Genomic DNA, 18503 nt, shown 5'->3' with positions numbered 1-18503 from the left:
CGGGGAGGGGGCGGGCTAGGACGTCCCCTCCTTCTCGTGCGGGACCGTGACCGGCGGATCGGCCGGCCGGGGGCGTCCGCCGTCGTGGCCCGAGACGACGACGGCGATCACGCCGACGACGGTGACGGCCACCGCGCCGAGCACGACCCGGCCCGCGGCCCGCCCCACCCAGCCCGGCCGAGGGAATCCCGCCCGCTGGTCCGGCCTCCCCAACCGCTCGGCCCGCCGGGCGGGCCGCAGCAGCCGCCACAGGAACAGCGCGGCGATGGGCAGTTGCAGCAGCCACAGCACGGTGCGCGGCCACTCGTCGTACCAGACGTTGGTGCCGTACAGCAGCGTGTGCCACACGCTCAGCACGTACACGACGATCACGAACCGGTGCAGGCGCCGCCAGGTGTTCGCCCCGATGCGGTGCCGCACGTAGAACAGCAGGCCCAGCGGGACGGCGAGGTAGAGGGCGCCCTGGCCGATCGGGATGGCGGTGCGCCCGGTCCCGGAGTCGTACCAGCCGGGCACGAAGCTGTCCGCGAACCCGGCCCACAGCCGCGAGGCCCACCCCAACTCGGTCTCGTACCGTACGAGTTCCGCCGCGAACATGATCGCGTGCGCGGCCATCAGGGCCATGGTGGTCAGGCTCGTGGTGCGGTGCCAGCGCTCGAACGTCTGCCGGGAGACCGGCAGCCGCGCGGGGCCCGGACCGGACAACACCAGCCCCAGCATGACCGTGCCCCACGCCCACAACAGTCCCGACCAGCCGAACGCCTGACTGAGCAGGTACATCCAGTACGTGCGGGAGTCGTCCATGAACGGCATCACGGCGACGGTGGCCGAGGCCCCCGAGTCCATGCGAACGTAGAGGAACACGAACACGGCCGCCGTCACCACCAACGCGGCCACAGCATCCGGCACGGCGGCCCTCGCGTCGGCCCGTAACGCCACCCGATCGGCCGAGCGCCGCTCGCGCTCCGGCCGTGCGGTGGTCCCCGCTCCGCCCGACGTCACATCTGGCAACATGCCCGAGCCTCCCGATCACGGGCCACCGCAAGGGTGGCAGGGGTGGCGCACGTGTCGTACGAGCCAAGTGTGACGCAGATGGCGGAAGTTGCGGAGTGCCGGATTCAGCCAGAACGAGCGTACGAACGAGGGGCGGGCGTGCGAGGTCGGGGACGTGTCCGTCGATACGCCCGGGCGTCACGGGAGGGCGCTGGCGAGCTCGTGGCGGGCCCCCGGCGGTCAGCGGACTTCCCTGGTGAGGGGTGGGGTGGGCGACGCACCCGGCGGGAGGCGGCGCGCGGCGCCCCTCGCCGCCGGCCGGGCCGTGCACCCCGCACGCGCGGGGGCCGGGGTCGACACGGTCGCGGCCCTCGCGTCGGCCCCGCTCACCCACCGAGGCTGGTGGCCACGAACGCCATGTGCTGAATGTTTCCGGCCCTGTTCCAGGTGGAGTGGTTGCCGGGGGATTCGGCGCCCCGCGCGCGGGCGCACAACCACCGCTCCCCCGCGCTCGCCGCCGCTCCCCGGAAGTCCGTAAGGCCGGTGAGGCTCTTGACGGCCGCGCGGTTCGCGTCGTCGTACCGCTTGCCGAAGGGGACCCTGGCGAGATGGTAGGAGCGGTCGGTGGTGTAGCGCAGGACGCCCCACGACGGACCGCCACCCGACGCCGGCGGTCGCGTGACGTACGTCGCCGGATGGATGCCGTAGTCGCCGTAGCCCAGCCCGGCGAGAGCCGGCCGACCCGCGTGCCGCATCTCGTGCCAGATCTCCCAGTCCGTGCGCGGGGCCTCGTACGGCGTGCCCTCGCGGAAGTCGTCGGGCGGCTCGGGGAACCCGCCGGCCACCACGGTCACCGCGCGCCAGGGGGCGAGGGGGAGCAGCGCGTCCAGGGCGCGCAGGGCCTCCTTCCCGGCGTCCGGGCGGTCGGGCAGCACCGTGCCGAGGTCGAGTACGAGGTGGACGGGGTGATCGGCGGGCACCCGCCCGAGCAGCTCGGCGACCTCGGCGGCCGCCAGGGCGGCGCGGTCGTTCCACTCGCCGGGCAGCCGGACCCGCAGGGCGAGGGGGAGGCCGTGCTGTCGCACGACGGCCAGGGCCAGTGACTGCTGTGCGGCCGGCCGCCCGGGACCGGTGACGGGGCGCAGGAGGCGGCCCTCCCACCACTCCGGGTTCAGGGTGTCGGCCAACACCGCGGCCTCGGCGGCGTCGGCGAAGGGGGCGTCCAGCCAGGCCGGCGTGCGCGACTGCGCGCTGGCGGCACGCTCGGCGTCCTTCGCGACGTACCGCGCCAGGGGCTCGGGTGGCACGCCCACGCGTGGCGGCAGCGTCCAGAGCGGGGTGATGTGTCGGTGCGCGTCCCTGGGGAGGTCGCGGAACGCGGCTACCGCGTGCGGTCGGGTCGGCAGGACGGGGACGTACGGCGATACGGACATGGCGCTCCCCCTCGGAACGGCCCGCGCGCAGGGCGTCCTTTCAGGGTGAAACCGTCGACAAGAGCCGGAAAGGGCGCCAATCGGCCATCCTTCGCCACCCTGGACACACGCCCGTCGCGCCGTCGGCCGACCGCGATCATCGGCGCACCTCGCGCCGGCCGGTCAGGCGCCCGGTCCCGCGCCCCGCGACTCGACGGCGACACCGGAACCACGGGGCCCCCGTGCGCGAAGGCTCCCCCGGTTCCCGCCGCGATCGCCTCGCCGACCCCGCCGTTCGCGCGGCAAGCCCGCGCCAGGCAATCCCCCAAAAGGGGTACCGCAACCCACACGGGTGATCGAACACAGCATCACGACGCATCGCGGCCCGGAACGCAAGGAGAGGGCCCGGTATTCGAAATCCAGTTCTAGAATTCGCCCGCGTTGACCCGTAACGGCGACAGGAGGCCCCCCGTTATCCGATCACCTGTCCGCATCCCACCCCGAGGAGCCCTCATGCATCCCGTACGCCGCCCCGTAGTTGTTCATCCTGCGTTCGAAAGCGTCGGTGCCCCCTCGGAGGTCACCGCCCGCCGGGCCGTCGGGCGTGCCGCGCCGCGCGCCCACGCGTCCCGACCGGATACGAGGTACCTGGCATGACGGAGCCCACGCGTCCTCGCGCCTGTGCCACGCCGGGTGCGGCGCGCGGGCGGGCGGCCCGCGCCCGCCGTGCGGTCCCGCCGTGTCCCGACCGTGGCGACGCCCCCGGGGCGGGCGCCGGTTCCCCCACACCCGCTCGCCCCGGCCCGCCGCGCCGTGAGCCATCGGCCGCCGCGCGGAGCCGCCCCCCGCGCGCGGTCAGACCACACCGCCCGCGCGAGCGCGCCGGGGCCCTCGACCGCCGTGCGCGCACCGCCGCCACCGTCCGCCCGCTCCCCCACGGCCCGTCCCACCGGGCCCCGCACCGGACCGCCCCGGGAGGCGCTCGATGAAGAGGTTCTTCGGACCGGTGAGGATGGCCGAGCCCCAGGTCTCCGACGCCGAGCGGGAGTTGTTCGGCGGGCCGCTGCGCTACGACATGGGCTGGTCCCACCACGAGCACGCCGGCCTGGAGCTGACCATGCTCTCCGCGCTGCGGTCCATGCCCGCGCTGGTCGGCGCCACGCTACGGATGGCGTGGCGGGCCGACCGCCGCGCGCTGCTCGCCGTGGCGGTCAGCCAACTCGGCCAGGGCCTCGCCGCCGCCGCCGGCCTGCTCGCCGTCAACGCCGTCATGCACGCGCTGTTGGCCGGCGGCGGCAGCGCCGCCGACCGGCTGCACGCCCTGTTGCCCGGCCTGCTGGCCGCCGCCGTCATCGGCGTCGCCAACTCCGCCCTCGCCGCCTGGTCGACCTCGCGCGCCGGGCGCCTGGAGCCCAAGGTCGAGCGGATCGCCACCACCCAGTACCTGGCGGCGGCGGCCAGCGTCGAGTTGGAGGCCATCGACGACCCCGACTTCCGGCGACTCGTCGACATCGCCCAGCACGGCCCCGGCTCCGCCCGCCGCATGATCGGTGCCTGTGTGGCCGCCCTGAACGGCGTCATCTCCCTGGTCACCACCGCCGGCGTGCTCGCCGTGCTGCACCCCGTCCTGCTGCCCATGCTGATCCTCATCGCCGCCCCGCGCGGCTGGGGCGCCATGCGCGTGGCCCAGGAACGGTACGTGTCGGTGATGTCCTGGATCGAGCACGTGCGGGCCGGCCGGCTGATCGGCAACCTGCTCACCGACCGCACCGCCGCCCAGGAGGTCCGGCTGCACGCCGTCGGCGCCTTCCTGCTCAGCCGCTACGAGCGCATGGCCGAGAGCGCCGAGGCCGAGCAGGAGCGCCTCGCCGCCAGCAAGGCCCTCACCGAGTGGGTCGCCTCCGCGCTGTCGGGCCTGGCGATGGCCGCGACGTACGGGGCCATGTTCTGGCTGATCCTGGCCGGCCACATGAGCCTGGCGGTCGCCGGTACGGCCGTGATCGCGGTGCGGACCGGGTCGGCGAGCCTGGGCGCGCTGGTGATGAACGTCAACCAGTTGCACGAGGAGTCCCTCTACGTCCGCGACCACGGCCGCTTCCTCGACCAGGCCAGGGAGCGCGTCATCCCCCCGGGTGGCGACCGGGTTCCCGAGCGGGTCACGGAGATCGCCCTGGACCGCGTCACCTACCGCTACCCCGACCGTGACACGGCGGCCCTGGAGCAGGTGTCGTTGACGCTGCCGATGGGGTCGGTCACCGCCGTGGTGGGCGAGAACGGCTCCGGCAAGAGCACGCTGATGAAGATCCTGTCGGGCCTGCTGCTGCCCCAGGCCGGCACCCTGCGCTGGGGCGAGGCCGACCTCACCGACCTGGACCGCGAGCAGGTCTTCGAGCGGGTCTCCCTGCTCACCCAGGACTTCCAGCGCTGGCCCGTGACGGCCGCCATGAACATCCGCCTGGGCCGGCCCGCGCGGGCCGCCACGGACCGGGACCTGGAGCCCTCGGTCGCGTACGCCGGGGCCGGCCCGGTCATCGCCAAACTCCCCGCCGGGCTCCGCAGCCTGTTGGCCCGGGTCTTTCGCGGCGCCACCGAACTGTCCGGCGGCGAATGGCAGAAGGTGGGCCTGGCCCGCACCCACTGGCGCAGCGTGACCTCGCGGGCGGACGGCGTCCTCATCGTCGACGAGCCCACCTCCGCGCTCGACCCCGAGGCCGAGATCGCGGCCTTCGACCGCATCCGCCGCCTCGCCGCGCCGAACCGGGCCGTCGTCCTGGTCACCCACCGCATGTCCGGCGTCCGGCACGCCGACCGCATCTACGTCCTCCACGCGGGACGCCTGGTCGAGGACGGCACCCACGACGAACTCGTCGCCGCCCGTGGCCGGTACGCCGCCATGTTCGCCGCGCAGGCCGCCCAGTACGCCCCCACCGTCACCGTCCCCGCACCCGCCACCCCCACCGTCCCGGACTCCGTGTGACCCGCCCGCCCGAAAGGCCCACCGTGAGCACACCCCGCACCACCACCCCCGACGAGGCCGGCGCCTTACGGCACCAACTGGTCGACCGGCTCGCCGCGTCGGGACACCTGCGCACCGCGGCGGTCGAGGCGGCCCTGCGCACCGTGCCCCGGCACGCCTTCGCCCCCGAGGTGCCCGTCCACGCGGCCTACGCCGACGACATCGTCGCCACCCGGCACGACGACGACGGACGCGTCACCAGCTCGCTGTCCGCGCCCTGGCTCCAGGCCGACATGCTCGAAGCCGCCCGCCTACGGCCCGGCCACCGCGTCCTGGAGATCGGCTCCGGTGGCTACCACGCCGCGCTCATCGCCGAGATCGTCGGCCCCACCGGTGCCGTCACCACCCTCGACATCGACCCGGTCGTCACCGACCGCGCCACCCGCTTCCTGGCCCGCACCGGATACGGCCACGTCCACGTGGTCACCGCGGACGCCGAGCACCTGCCCGCCGACCTCGTACCGGGCGGCGGCTTCGACGCCGTCCTGGTCACCGTCGGCACCTGGGACCTGCCCTGGATCGGCGCCCTCGCCGAGGGCGGACGTCTGGTCGCCCCGCTGCGGCTGCACCAGTACACCTGGGCCATCGGCTTCACCCGGCGCGACGGGGCGCTGTACAGCGACGGGCCGCTCGTCGTCTGCGGTTTCGTCGCCATGCGGGGCGACGGTGCCTGGGACTCCCACCGGCGTACCGTCCCCGGCACCGGCGTCCACCTGTCCTGGGAGGACGGCACCGCGCTACCCGTCGACCAGCTGGCCCCCGCGCTCACCCGCGCGCCGTCCGTGACCCGTACGAACGTCACCGTCGGCGGCCGGGAGCCCTTCGACGGCCTCGCCCTCTACCTGGCCGGCGCGCTGCCCGGCTTCTGCCGACTCACCGTCGACCCCGACGGCGCCCACGCGGTCCTGGACCCACCGCCCCCGCACTGGCCGGGCGCCGCGATCGTGCGCGGTGCCTGCCTGGCGCGGCTGGCCACCGAGCGCGTCGGCGACGGGGACGACGGGCGCGGCCGGTACGAGTTCGTGATCCACGGCTACGGCCCGCGCGGCCGGTTGGCCTCTACGGAGCTGGCCGACCAGGTGCGGTGCTGGCAGCGCGACCACCGCGCCGCCCGCTACCCGCGCCTGACCGTCCGTCCACGGGCCGACAGCGGCCCCGTGCCCGACCAGCCGCACGTCTTCGTCAAGCGGCACACCCGCGTCACGGTCGACTGGCCGCTCGTTCCCGCCACCGCGACCCGGCTCACCGACGACAGCGGCCACGGCCGGCTCTCCCCGCGCCGGCCCTGACCACCCCGCCCCGAGCCCGTGGGCGCGGCTCCGCCGTCCCGCCGCCCGCACGTCCGCACGTCCGCACGTCCGCAGCCGAGAAAGGCACGCCTTCGCACATGCTCACCACCCAGGACGCAGGGGATTCCGACCACCCCGAAGGACACGACGAGCCCGCGCGTCCGCCCGAGGACGTCAACGCCGACGCGTGGCGGGTCTACGGGCAGCGTCAACTGGCCCGCTCCCACCCCCCAGCCGTTCCCGACCGCCTGTGCTGGGCGCCCTGGGAGGGCGTCGGCCCGGGCGCCGAGGTCCTCGGCGACCTCGCCGGCCGCCGTGTCCTGGACATCGGCTCCGGAGCCGGACACCACGCCGTCCACCTCGCGCGGGCCCACCGAGCGCGCGTGACCGGCGTCGAGCTGTCCCCGACTCAGCACCAGCGTGCCACCACCGGCCACGCGGGCGTACGGGGCGTGGAGTTCGCGCACCAGGACGTGGCCGCGTACCTCGCCGGGGCCGAAGCGTTCGACGCCGCGTACGCCATCGACACCCTGGCCTACGTCGACCCGCACCGCGCGCTGCCAGCCCTGCGCGGTGGCCTGCGCCCCGGAGCGCCGCTGGTCCTCTCGCTCCCGCACACCGACCCGGACGGGCTCAGCCCGTCCACGGCGGTGGCGCCCCGCGCGCGGACGCTCCCGCTGGCCGGCGAACCGCCGCTGCCGACCCGTGTGTGGGTCCTGGCACCGCAGCTGTGGGAGGACCTGCTGACCGAGTACGGCTTCCGCGTCGAGGCCATCGACCTGCTGACCGACCCGAGCCGGAGCACACCGGCCGTCCAGCAGCTCATCCGCGCCCGCCGGCTGACCGACCGGCCGGCCCGGATCTCCAGCCGCCCGCGCGGCGCCCGGCCGCCGGTGGCGCACGCGGCCGTCGGGGTCGGGGCGATCCTCCTCGGAGAGCGGGGCCTCTTGCTGGGCCGCCACCGTCGCGGCACCCTCGAACTGCCCGGTGGCAGTGTCGAGGCCGGCGAGTCCTTCGAGGCCGCGGTGGTCCGCGAGCTCGGCGAGGAGACCGGTCTGGTCGCCCGCCCCGGCGACGTCCGGCTCCTGGGCGGCCTTCTCGACCACGTCGGGGGCGTCCCACGCCTCACCGTCGCCGCCTTCGTCCCCACCTGGCGGGGCCGCCCGGCCACCCAGCCGAACGAGAGCATCGGCGACTGGGCCTGGCACCCTCTCGACCAGCTCCCCGACGGCCTGTTCGTCTGCAGCGCCCAGATCCTCACGGCCTGGCGCCCTCACCTGCCCATCGACCACCCACCCGCGCACTTCACCCCTTTCGCCCCCACCGCCCCGTCCCCGCCGAAGGGCAGCCTGACGTAGGGGCGAACACGACACGGGCCGGCGTACGCCCGCAGACCGCCCCACGTCCCCGACCCGGCACACGCCCCCACGCGCCGGCACGGACGTGCGGCTTGGCCTCCCCCACCGCCCCGGGCCAGCCACGCACGGGACCGCGCCGTCCCGGCACGGCCGGTACACCGCTCCGGCGCGGCCGTCATGCGCCCTGCCGCGCGTGCGGGTGGTCGGCCTATCATCGCCACTCCGCGGACGAGGGGGCTGGTATGGCGGCGGACGGGGGCGGGTCGCGGCGGGCGCGGGAGGCGCGGCGACAGGAGCGGATGCTGCGCGAGCAGTGGCAGAGCGCCTGGCGACAGGCACAGCGTTGGAGCGGGGCCAGCGAGGCCGAACGCGGGGTGCTGGCACAGTTTTTGGTGCTGACCACGCGTGGTTGGCGGCTGCTCGTCGAGCGCCGGTGGCCCCTCACGAGCGACGCGCGGGCGGACGTGATGCTCGTCGGTCCCGGTGGAATGTTCGTGATCGACGTCAAGGACTGGCCGGCCGTCCCCACGGTCGTGGACGGCACCCTGCGCGCCGGCGAGGCACCGCGCCCCACGGACACCTCGTCCGCCGCCGGGCGGCGCGCCGCACCCCGACCGGCTCCCGCCGGCCGAACCACCGGCGGCGGCCGACCCGGGCCCGGCGGGGTGGGCCCCGACGCGGTGGCGAGCCTGCTGGCGGCGACCAGGTCCGCCGAGCGCGCCGTGGCCGGGCTCGGACTCTCACCGGTGGCGGTCCACCCCCTCATGGTCTTCGCGGCCCATCGCCTCGACAGCGCGGCGGGCCGGGTCCGGCTGCTCGGCGGCCGGGAGGTCGGCCCGGCGTTGCTGTCGGAGCGCGGGCGGCTGGGCGCCCGGTCGGTGCGCGCGATCGCCGACGACCTGGAACGCGCCTTCCCCGGCTACGTGTCGGCGACCGCCGACCCGCCGGCGCGAACGCCCCGGTCGCGGCCCCGGCCAAAGGCTCCGGAGGGCCTGTTCGACCTGGCGGGGCTGCGGGACGCGGCACGTGAGGAGGCGTTGCGAGCGCCGATCGAACAGTGGATGTCCTTCCTGGACCCCTCCCAGCTCGCGCTGGTACGCCGCGACTGGTCGGGCCCCGCGCGGATCAGCGGAGCGGCGGGCACCGGCAAGACGGTGGTCGGGCTCCACCGCGCGGCGTACCTCGCGCGCCGCACGACCGGCCGCCTCCTCTACGTCACCTACGCCAACAACCTGCCCCGGGTGCAGGGCACGTTCCTCGCGACCATGTCGCCCGCGGTCGCGGACCGGGTGGACTTTCGCAGCCTGCACTCCTGGGCGCGGGAGTTCCTGCGCGAGCGCGGCGTACCGGTGCGACTGCACGGGGAGAAGGCCGCGACCGCCTTCAGCCTGGCCTGGAAGCGCGTGGGGCGCGACAGCCGCCTGGCCGAGATCGATCCGGCGCCGGGCTACTGGGAGGAGGAGATCGGTTACGTCATCAAGGGCCGTGGCCTGACCACGTTCGAGGAGTACGCCACGGTGCCCCGCCGTCGGCGCCGGACGAGCCTGCGCCGGCCGCACCGGGAGGCCGTGTGGGCGTTGTACGAGGCGTACGAGGCGCTGCGCGTCGAGCGTGGGGTGCACGACTTCAACGACGTCCTCTCGCTCGCGCTGGCCGAGGCGACGCGAGCGACGGACCGGCCCCGCTACGCGGGCGTGATCGCGGACGAGGTACAGGACCTGTCGCTGGTCGGGGTGCGGCTGCTGCACGCCGTCGTGGGCGACGTACCCAACGGGCTGCTGCTGGTCGGCGACGGTCAACAGGCCGTCTACCCGGGCGGGTTCCGTCTCACCGACGCGGGCATCGACATCCGTGGCGACCGTGGACAGGTGCTCCGCACCAACTACCGCAACAGCGAGCAGATCCTGACCGCCGCGCTCCAGGTGGTGGCCGACGACGCGTTCGAGGACATCGACGGGGTGCGTACGCCCGGCCGCCGCGATGTCGACCTCACCTACCACGACGGCCAGGTGCTGCGGATCGTGGAGCCGACCGTGGCCGCCCACGACCAAGCGCTGCTGGCCGCCCTGCGCGCGCTGCCCGCCGGCGGGCACGCCGATGTCGCCGTCCTGTGCCCCTCCCGGCACGCCATCGACCACTACCGCGCACTCCTGACCCAGGCCGGCATACCGGTCTGCCCGCTGGACCGCTACGACGGCCGCCCCGTCGACGCGGTCAAGCTGGGCACCTACCGCAGGGCCAAGGGCCTGGAGTTCAAGCGCGTCTACTTGCCCCGGTACGACACCCGCGCGCCGAACGATCCACCGGCCGGCGGGCCCACGGTGTCCGAAGCCTCCCGGGAGCGCGCGGAGTTGCGGCGAAGCCAGCTCTTCGTCGCGATGACCCGGGCCCGGGACGTGCTCTGGCTGGGCCGCGTGAGCGGGTAACGCCCCCCGGGGCGGTGGCCGAAGGCGGCGGGCCACGACGCCGAGGCGCGGGCGCGGGCCGCGACCGGGGCCGGGCGCCGTCGGGCGCCGGGGTGCGGCGGCCGACGGGTGGCAGCCCGGCCCGCTGCGAGCCGGGCGGCCGGCGCGCGCACCAGCACGGGGCCACGCGGCGCACGCGCGAGGACGCCCCCGCGCGGCGCGGCGGCGTCGCGGACTTCGCGCCCCCCGCCGCCGGGTCCCGTCGCCCAGCTCTCAGCCGACGCGAAGGCCGTCAGTCGGCGATGTTCACCCCGTAGTCGCGAGCCAGGATGTCCAGACCGTGGTCGTATCCCTGGCCGACGGCCCGCAGGCGCCATGCCGGGCCTCTGCGGTAGATCTCCGCCAGGAGCATGGTGCGCTCGGTGGTCGCCGCGTCCAGGGTGGCGCGGGTGAGGGGCGCGGCACTGGGGCCGAGGGTCGCGCCGAGTTGGATGGCGCCGACGGTGCCGAAGGTGGCGTCACCATCGATGGCCGCCGCGACGACGACTCTGCGGGTCGCGACGGACAGGGCGGCGAGGTCGAGTGCGACGGTCTGTTCGGAGGGGCCGTCGGTGAGCAGCCGTACGGTACCAGCGGGGCTCTCTGGCGCTCCGTAGAAGACGAAGTCCTCGTCGCGGGTGACCTGCTCGTCCTCGTCCAGGAGGAAGGCGACGACGTCGATCTCAGCGTCCCCGGGCGGTGCCCAGCTCACGGTGACATGCCATGCGGGCGCGTCGGCGGCCACGGCGGGCAGGTCGAAGACCCCGCCCCGTGGCATCACCAGGGGCTCGCCGGATCGCGCCGGGGGCACGGGCCGGTCGGTGGTGGTCGGCGAGGCGAGCCAGTGGGCGTCGTGCACGGGCAGTTCGATGGCCGTGACGCGCTTCATACGACGATCGGTCTCACCGCCGGGCAACAGAACGACGTCGGTGACGCTGGCCGAGAGGTTGATCGCCGCCGACCCGCCGAGTTCGACCACCCGGGTACGCGCCGCCACGGCCGTGGCGTGCACCCCGCCGAGCACCAGCACCCGACGTCCCGCCAGCATGCCGTCCGAGCGGCCCGCCGCCCGACCCGGCCGGCGCGAGGCCGGGGCCGCGACCGGGACCGGGCCGACGGGTGGGGTGGAGGTGGGCGCGGGGCGGGTGGGCGCGCTGGCGACGCTCGGGGCCGAGGCGGGCACCGGTGTCGGCGGGCGGGCGGGGGACGTGCGCGGGGGCGCGACCGGGGCCGAGGTCGCGGCGGCCGGTGTGGTCGCCACCGTGACCACCGGCCCGGCCTGCGCCTCGTGCGCCACACCGGCCTGGACGTCGGCCAACAACCGTACGAACGTGGCCTCGTCGACGACCGGCACCCCCTCGGCCACCGCCCGCCGCGCCTTCGTGGAGCGCGTGGCCGACTCGTTGCTGACCAGGGCGCTGGTGTGGCGGCTGACGGAGGTGACCATGTTCAGCCCGGCGGCGACCGCCCGGGTGACCAACTCGGCCCGGGCGTGGGTGGTCTCGCCGGTGATCGCTATCTTCATACCCTGTCGGAGGGGCCCGCCGGGCGTCCAGCGGCCCGGGTTGCGGTAGGCGCACGGCGTCTTGGGGGGCCGCGGCGTGAACTGCGACTGGGCTCGCGGAGGGCACTTCACCAGCGGCAACGGCAGGTCGAGCCGCGCCGCCTCGCGCAGCGAGGCACGCAGGACGCCGGCCAGTACGCGGGTGTCGTCCAGCGCGTCGTGGGCCCGTCGTCGCGGTACGCCGTAGTGCGCGGCGAGGCTGCCGAGCTTCATGTCATCCGTCGGCGGGTCCACTTGGCGGTTCAGGGCCAGGGTGCACAACCGCTGGGAGACCGGCAGGTACGTGCGGGCACGCGCGAACTCGTGAGCCAGGAAGTCGTAGTCGAACTGGGCGTGGTGAGCGACCATGACCCGGCCCTGAAGCATCGCCCCGATCCGCCCGGCGACCTGCTCGAAGGTCGGCGCGCCCCGCAGTCGCTCGGCGGTCAGCCCGTGCACCTCCACCGGGCCCGGGTCGCATCCGGGGTCGAGCAACGTGGAGTACTCGTCGGTCGGTTCGCCGTCGGGCCCCACCGTGATCACCGCGACGGACAGCACCCGGTCACGCCGGGCCACCAGCCCCGAGGTCTCGACGTCGACCAGGGCCCAGTCATGGGCGTGACCACCGAAGGCGTGCGCGTCACGCGGGGTAGCGGTGAGACTCATGGCGCCAAGGATGATGCGATATACCGCTCCCCTTCAAGCCTTGTGCCGCTCTGTACCGCTTGTCCCGCCGGCCCGTTCCGGCGGCGTGGAAGGCATCGCCAGGCCGACCCTACGACGGGGCACGGTCGTACGGCAGGGGCACCTCGGCGACTCCGCTTCGCTCCTGGCCTCGGGGCGCGCGGAACCGTCGGCGCGCGGGATGCCGGGCGCCGACCGCCGCTCGGGAGCTGAGCGTTGACGCAGGTCACGGCGGGTCCGAGGAGCGGTCAGAGGCGACCGGAAGCCGGCCGGCCGGGACGCCGGCAGAGCGTCGCGGAGCACACCCGAGCCGTGCCCGCGACGCGACGGAACGGACCACGGCGGCTCGGAACGCCGCAGCCGGCCGACCCGCCGGAACCACCGGAGCCACGCCGGACGTCCCGCCGAGCCGTCATGCCCGCATGCTTCCGCACGCCCCCCACACTCCCCGCCCGCCCCCGACCGGAGTCCCGCACCCCACGGGAGCGAACTATCATGAACCAGTGGAAACAGCACGTATCTCCCTCCCCCGGGACCAGCGGCGGTCGCTGCTTCTCGGTCTGGCGGTGACGACGCTCCTGCTCGGGCTCTTCGCGTGGTACGTACTGCCGCGTGCGTACGCGACCGGGCCCGACAGCGGCCTGGTCGCCACCGTCGTACTCGCCGGGATCTGGCTGCCGACCGCCTTCTACACGCTGAACCGCGCGTACGGCGCGACCGTGCTCACTGCCGGGGGTGTGCGCTTCCGGACGGCGGTGAGCCGGCGGACCATCCCGTGGCACCAGGTCACCCGCTTCGAGGCGCGGGAACGCTCCGGTCGCGGTGCCGTGCGCTGGTGGGTCATCCGCGCCCACCGCTCCACCGGCCGCCCCCTCGTCCTGCCCGGCTCACTGGCCCAGCACGGCGCGGACGAGGCGTTCCAGGCCACCCTGGACACCCTCGACCGGCATCTGCTCGCCGCCACCTCCGCCGCCCCACCGCGACCACCGGAACACCGGTAACCCGCCGGGCGGCGCGGCGCGCAGGCGAGGGCCACCGGCGACGACTGGCCGCCCGCGACCGCCCCGGGCACGGACACCGCACCGCAGTTCACCTCCCGCCGTCGCGCGGCCTGTTCCCGGCCAGCAACGCGCCGAGGGCGACGTACGGGACGAGGACGGCGACGGGGAGGTGGCCCCCCTCGACGTCCATCTCGTCGACGAAGTAACCCGACAGCGGCAGCCAGATGAGGCCGCCCGTGATGACCAGGAGACGGTTGCCCCGCTCCCCCATCAGGCGCATGCCCACCCCCAGCAGAAGGGGCATCAGGGCCCAGCAGGTGAAGGTGGTCAGAAGGTGCTCGGCCGCCCCGCCCAGTACGGCGTCCGGGTTCCGCTGCTCGGACGCGCGGGCCTTCCCGTAGCCGTACGACATGACGACGTGGCAGACGGCCGTGGCGGTGGCAACGGCCAGCGCGCCCTTGACGCGACGTAAGTGATCCATAGCGAAATCGCAGCCCCCGGGTGAAGGGAACCTCTCGATCTCCCACGGTATTTCCCCCACCGGCCCGGCCCGAGGCCAAGCGACCGGCCCGCGCCTCGTCACGAGCAGGGGCGCCCAACTCTACGGCCCGACCGCCCCTCGCTCCCGGGCCACCGGGGAACGGGAACGGCCCACACCAATCTGACGCGAGGTCAGCGACAAGGCGTCAGCCGCGCACCAGTCACGCCTCCGCACGCCGCCGGGCACCGCGCACCCCCCACCCCGCGCGCACCTCACGCGAACTCGGATCAGGCGTCCTTCTTCACCGGTTCAAGGATCGCCACGCACTCCACGTGGTGGGTCATCGGGAACACATCAGATCATGAGGGACGAGGCATACCTGCAGGTCAGGCACCAATTTTCGACCTGCCAAGTGAACCTTCGGGTGCTGTGAGCGTCAAATGAGCGTCACGACAGTCCGGAGCAGCTTCCTCACGTAGCCGCTTGGACCAGGTCTGCCGACCAGTCGTCGGCAGTTGCACACCCTGCGGAACTCGTTCCTGTTTCGGTGGCTGTCGCGCCACACGTAGGCGCAGCCGAACAGGCTCACATCACCCTCGGCCACGCCGTTCCGGTCCGTGGGGGCTCCATCCCTTGAGGTGTGGTTCGAGCTCCTCCGATGTGGGTTCACGTGTGCGGGGCATGCCGGGAAGTTCACTCAGAGGGTCTACCGACTTTACATATGCCCTTGCCCACTCCAGCCAGCGTCGGGCTGAGTCCAGTGCCGACTCGTCCGCGGTGCCATCCAGTTCTTGGATACGACGTTCCAACGCCATGCAGTAGGCGCTGAGGGCGGCTGCTTCCTGCCACCCTCTGGCCTCTTCACTCAGCGCATGGGCAAGCTGTTCGCGAACAGCTTGTTGCTTCGCCACAGCCAAGGCCGCCTCCCAGCGAACCTCACGATCTGCCTTGGCCTGCTGTTCATCCTGTCGATGCTGAGTGTCCTCGGCGGCTCGCGTTTCAATCTCCCCGAGGATCACACCGAGGGCTCCTTCAAGTGTCCGGCTCTTCCGATCCCGCCAGCGACCGGGCCTGTCTCCGAGACCATGGGCGAGCTCCAAGACGAGACGGGCAGAGCGCTCCGGAATCGTGGACTCTGGGAACTCCTGCCTAGCAGAAACGGTGTACGCGAAGCCGTCGACAGTGACGTCCACTCCGCCCTCGCGCGGGTGAAAGGCGGACCTCGCCTTCCGCACCTCGTACCCTCGGCGTACTGCCTCAGCCGCGAGCCCCTGCAGCAGCAGAAGCGCCCTGCGGCGCAACGCAGGCGGCATCGCCAGCCGACTCTCTTCGTCTTTGAGCTTCGCCACCGCCGGATGCAGATTTCCCAGACGTGCGGGGACTGGTATTGGTTCCCCGGCTGCCTTCGACCGCTGGCTCCGCGCGTTGGGATGCGGGCCGTCAGCAAGGAACAGCTCCAGTCCCGGCCCACCGTAAGGGACCTTCTCGATACGTCGGCCCGCCGACTCCATGCCGTGGCGCTTCGCGTAATTGACGACGCGCCGCCACTCCGCGACCTCGTCGTGATCCGGCTCAGCGATCCGCACGCGCCCCTCCGCGACGAGCCGCTCGATCAGTTCCTGCGCCTTCGCCCGCCGGGCACGCGCGACGGGACGCTCGCTATAGGGCGACCGAGGCTGCGCAAGCTTCGTCGGCTCACCGCCGTCAGCAACCACAGAGTCGTCGATCATCAGGAAGCAACGATCCCGCATCCCAGCGGTCGAATGCTAGCCGCTTGACACAAGCGTCGAACGGTCCCGTCGACAACGGAACTCTCGGGGAGCCTCATGCGGCGGTGCCATCCCGGCCGATCACCCGTGCACCCGCACACGCCTTCGCCCCGTCCACAGTGGACGGGGCGAAGGGCACTCATGCAGCGATGGTGAGCGGGGACTCCATGCGTTCCCAGACGCCGAGCACGGCCTTGTGGGCGTCTGGCTGGAGATGGGCGTAGCGCTGGGTGTTCTGGAAGCTCTCGTGGCCGAGGAGGTGTTGGACCCCGTAGAGGGAGACGCCCTTCTGTACGAGCCATGAGGCGCAGGTGTGGCGCATGGAGTGCGGCGGGTAGTGCGGGACGAGCTGCTGCTCGCCGTCATCGTCGAAGTAGTAGACGCTGTCGGCGGTCGGCCACCATGTCTGCCGTCGCCAGTTGCCATCGTTGAGGAGGCGGCCGGCCCGGCCCTTGGTGAGGGTGGTGAATACCACCGCGTCACGGTCGAGTCGGTGGATGTGGCGCTCCAGGGCCTCCAGAACGTGTGGCGGGAGCGGTACCTCGCGGCGGCTCTTGGAGCTCTTGGGGTACTCCTTGATACCGCTCTTGGTGTTGACCTCGACGACGAACAGGCGGGAGCGGCGCTGGTCGATGCGGTGGCGGTGCAGCCCGGAGAGCTCGCCCCATCGCAGCCCGGTGTAGAAGCCAAGCAGGCACATTGTCCGCCACACGGTCGGGAGCTCGTCCAGCACGCTCTGCGCCTGGTCGAGCGTGAACCACTGCGGCGGCTTGACTGCGATCTGGGGCAGGTCGATGCTGCGGCAGGGGCTCACCGCGATGACGTCGTCGTCGACGGCCGCGCGCATGATGGAGGGCGTCAGATTGTAGGCCCGCTTGATGGCCGCGGCCCCAGCGCCCTTGTCAATCAGGGAGCGGATCCAACTCTGCACACCCATGCGGGCGATGGCCCGCATCTCCCAGTCGGCCCAGTAGGGCATGACGTGGTTCTTGATGCTCGACCCGTCTCCCTGCAGCGTGTGGGGCTCGACGACGCGGGCGTCCCACCACCGGTCGTGCCAGTCGCGGAAGGACGTTTCGCCAACCCGTGGGTCACGCAGTCCCCCACGGGCGAACTGGGTCTCCATCTCCAGTCCCCAGGCACGCGCCTGCGTCTTGAGGGGAAACGATTCGCTGAACCGGTCACCGAGCCGGTTGCGAACCGTCGCCTGCCAGTTGCCGGTCTTCAACTTGCGTAGATACAGCCCAACTCCTCATGTCAGTACGGAAGGCCCCTCGCGGGCCGGGGTCAGCGGCGCGGTCTCGGTGCGGCGACGGCACGGCTGGAGATGAACTCGTCGAGGCCGGTATCGGGGACGTGGATTCGCGAGCGGCCCGTGCCGGTGCGCAGATCGACGACTGGAAGGTCGCCTGCGGCGATGAAGCGGTAGATGGTGCGGCGGTCGACGTCCAAGGCGGCGGCGACGGCAGGGCTGGACAACAGGCGTGCAGGCATGGGTGAGTCCTTGGCGGGGGCGTAGTGGGGTGCGGCGGCGAGCCGGCCGGCAAGCCAGGCCAGTCCCTGGCGAAGACCGCAAGCCCGGTCAGAGCGGGGCGTAGCACGTCGCGGGACGGCAAGGTTCCTGCGCACAGGAGCCAGGCAGAAACTCTCTCGGCGGCGAACCGGAGGGCGTGGGAAATGGGTCTCGGACGGCGGCGCTCCGCTGATCTGGCGAAGCGCCGCCCGGTTCATCAGTCAGTCAGCTCTGACAGGCGAGTCGCCTGAGCAAGGCGCTCCCAGTCGATCTCTGTCACTTCAAGACGGAAGCAGTACGGGTAGCGAAGCGCCAGCCAGGCCGGGGCCACTCCAGCGAGCTCGGCCACCGTGGCGACATCGACGCCCATCCTCAGCCATCGCACCAGGGAAGACTCCCGCAGGATGTCGACGGACTCCCTCAACCGCCAGGCCAGCAGCTCGTCATGTGGCTGCACGGCCTCTTGCGCCTGCTCCCACAGCCCCATGTACGCATCTACCGATAGCCGCCCACCACGCGCGCCGGGGAACAACAGATCATCCTTCTGGAGACCGGCATCGTTGATCCACCCGCGCAGGAACATGGCGAACCCCGGTCGCAGCGGAACCACTCGAGCCCGCCCTCGATAGCCAGCCGTCAGCTCACCAGAACCACCCGAACGAAGGACAACATTGCGAACACGCAGGGATCGCGCTTCACTCGGACGGAGTGCCCCCTCGGCTAGGGCGACCAGGAAGGGGTACACCGAGCGACTGCCGCCCGCCTGCTGGCGTATCCAATCCAATAGCGAGAGAACTTGCCTCTCGGAAAGTATTCATTCCTCATCCAATGCATCGACCAGCACAGCAGTGCACTCCTTGCGGAAATAGGGAATCTGTCGCACGCGGATCGCTCGACAACAACAATCGTCCACACGATCCCCGGTTTCGGTAACCGGGGATCCCGTGCCACAAAGGCAGGGTCTGTCCATCAACCCGTGCGGGATTTTCCGTCGCTCCAC

Annotated in this window: 13 protein-coding genes; 5 read left to right on the top strand and 8 right to left on the bottom strand. The window is 73.1% G+C overall.

The genetic code is table 11. From position 1 onward, the window contains the following. Nucleotides 1-15: 15 nt before the first annotated feature. Nucleotides 16-1014 carry a ferric reductase-like transmembrane domain-containing protein gene (locus tag ACFVFR_RS06505; protein WP_383698541.1) on the bottom strand — a complete coding sequence of 333 codons (999 nt, stop codon included), beginning with the start codon at nt 1012-1014 and terminating at the stop codon, nt 16-18. Between the two features lie 365 nt (nt 1015-1379). After that, complete coding sequence (locus ACFVFR_RS06500; protein WP_383698540.1) at nt 1380-2426, bottom strand: beta family protein; 1047 nt, start codon at nt 2424-2426, stop codon at nt 1380-1382. A 964-nt stretch (nt 2427-3390) separates the two neighbouring features. Between ACFVFR_RS06500 and ACFVFR_RS06495 the strand changes: the two genes are divergently transcribed. From ACFVFR_RS06495 to ACFVFR_RS06480, 4 genes are all read left to right on the top strand, one after another. Next, complete coding sequence (locus ACFVFR_RS06495) at nt 3391-5382, top strand: ABC transporter ATP-binding protein (RefSeq protein ID WP_383698539.1); 1992 nt, start codon at nt 3391-3393, stop codon at nt 5380-5382. A 23-nt stretch (nt 5383-5405) separates the two neighbouring features. Next, the gene (gene fxlM / locus ACFVFR_RS06490) at nt 5406-6710 is read left to right on the top strand and encodes a methyltransferase, FxLD system (protein WP_383698538.1); all 1305 of its coding nucleotides are present in this window, start codon (nt 5406-5408) and stop codon (nt 6708-6710) included. A gap of 98 nt (nt 6711-6808) precedes the next feature. Then, nucleotides 6809-8068, top strand: coding sequence for an NUDIX domain-containing protein (locus ACFVFR_RS06485; protein WP_383698537.1), 1260 nt, complete (start codon nt 6809-6811; stop codon nt 8066-8068). Nucleotides 8069-8310: 242 nt separating this feature from the next. Continuing rightward, a complete protein-coding gene (locus tag ACFVFR_RS06480) occupies nt 8311-10494 on the top strand; it encodes a UvrD-helicase domain-containing protein (protein WP_383698536.1) in 2184 nt (727 codons plus the stop codon). Nucleotides 10495-10765: 271 nt separating this feature from the next. Here the strand turns inward: ACFVFR_RS06480 and ACFVFR_RS06475 are convergent, their stop codons facing one another. Beyond that, the gene (locus ACFVFR_RS06475) at nt 10766-12721 is read right to left on the bottom strand and encodes a TerD family protein (RefSeq protein ID WP_383698535.1); all 1956 of its coding nucleotides are present in this window, start codon (nt 12719-12721) and stop codon (nt 10766-10768) included. A gap of 521 nt (nt 12722-13242) precedes the next feature. On the opposite strand from ACFVFR_RS06475, the gene ACFVFR_RS06470 reads away from it, so the two are divergent. Continuing rightward, nucleotides 13243-13740 (top strand): hypothetical protein, encoded by a 498-nt coding sequence (locus ACFVFR_RS06470; RefSeq protein ID WP_383698534.1) that lies wholly within the window; start codon nt 13243-13245, stop codon nt 13738-13740. A gap of 88 nt (nt 13741-13828) precedes the next feature. Here the strand turns inward: ACFVFR_RS06470 and ACFVFR_RS06465 are convergent, their stop codons facing one another. The 5 genes from ACFVFR_RS06465 to ACFVFR_RS06445 all read right to left on the bottom strand — a co-directional run bounded on the left by ACFVFR_RS06465 (nt 13829) and on the right by ACFVFR_RS06445 (nt 18317). Further along, the gene (locus tag ACFVFR_RS06465) at nt 13829-14221 is read right to left on the bottom strand and encodes a hypothetical protein (protein ID WP_383698533.1); all 393 of its coding nucleotides are present in this window, start codon (nt 14219-14221) and stop codon (nt 13829-13831) included. Nucleotides 14222-14811: 590 nt separating this feature from the next. Beyond that, on the bottom strand, nt 14812-15951 hold the full coding sequence (locus ACFVFR_RS06460) for a hypothetical protein (protein WP_383698532.1): 1140 nt from the start codon (nt 15949-15951) through the stop codon (nt 14812-14814). A 178-nt stretch (nt 15952-16129) separates the two neighbouring features. Beyond that, nucleotides 16130-17218, bottom strand: coding sequence for a tyrosine-type recombinase/integrase (locus ACFVFR_RS06455; protein ID WP_383698531.1), 1089 nt, complete (start codon nt 17216-17218; stop codon nt 16130-16132). A gap of 59 nt (nt 17219-17277) precedes the next feature. Beyond that, entirely contained in the window at nt 17278-17484 is a 207-nt protein-coding gene (locus ACFVFR_RS06450; protein WP_383698530.1) for a helix-turn-helix transcriptional regulator, read from the bottom strand. A 236-nt stretch (nt 17485-17720) separates the two neighbouring features. Further along, entirely contained in the window at nt 17721-18317 is a 597-nt protein-coding gene (locus tag ACFVFR_RS06445; protein WP_383698601.1) for a tyrosine-type recombinase/integrase, read from the bottom strand. Nucleotides 18318-18503 lie beyond the last annotated feature (186 nt).

The organism is Streptomyces sp. NPDC057702 (genome assembly GCF_042799315.1).
In the GTDB taxonomy this organism is placed as follows: domain Bacteria; phylum Actinomycetota; class Actinomycetes; order Streptomycetales; family Streptomycetaceae; genus Streptomyces.
The sequence above is the reverse complement of the archived record's forward strand: the minus strand, read 5'-3'. Positions and strand labels throughout refer to the sequence as shown.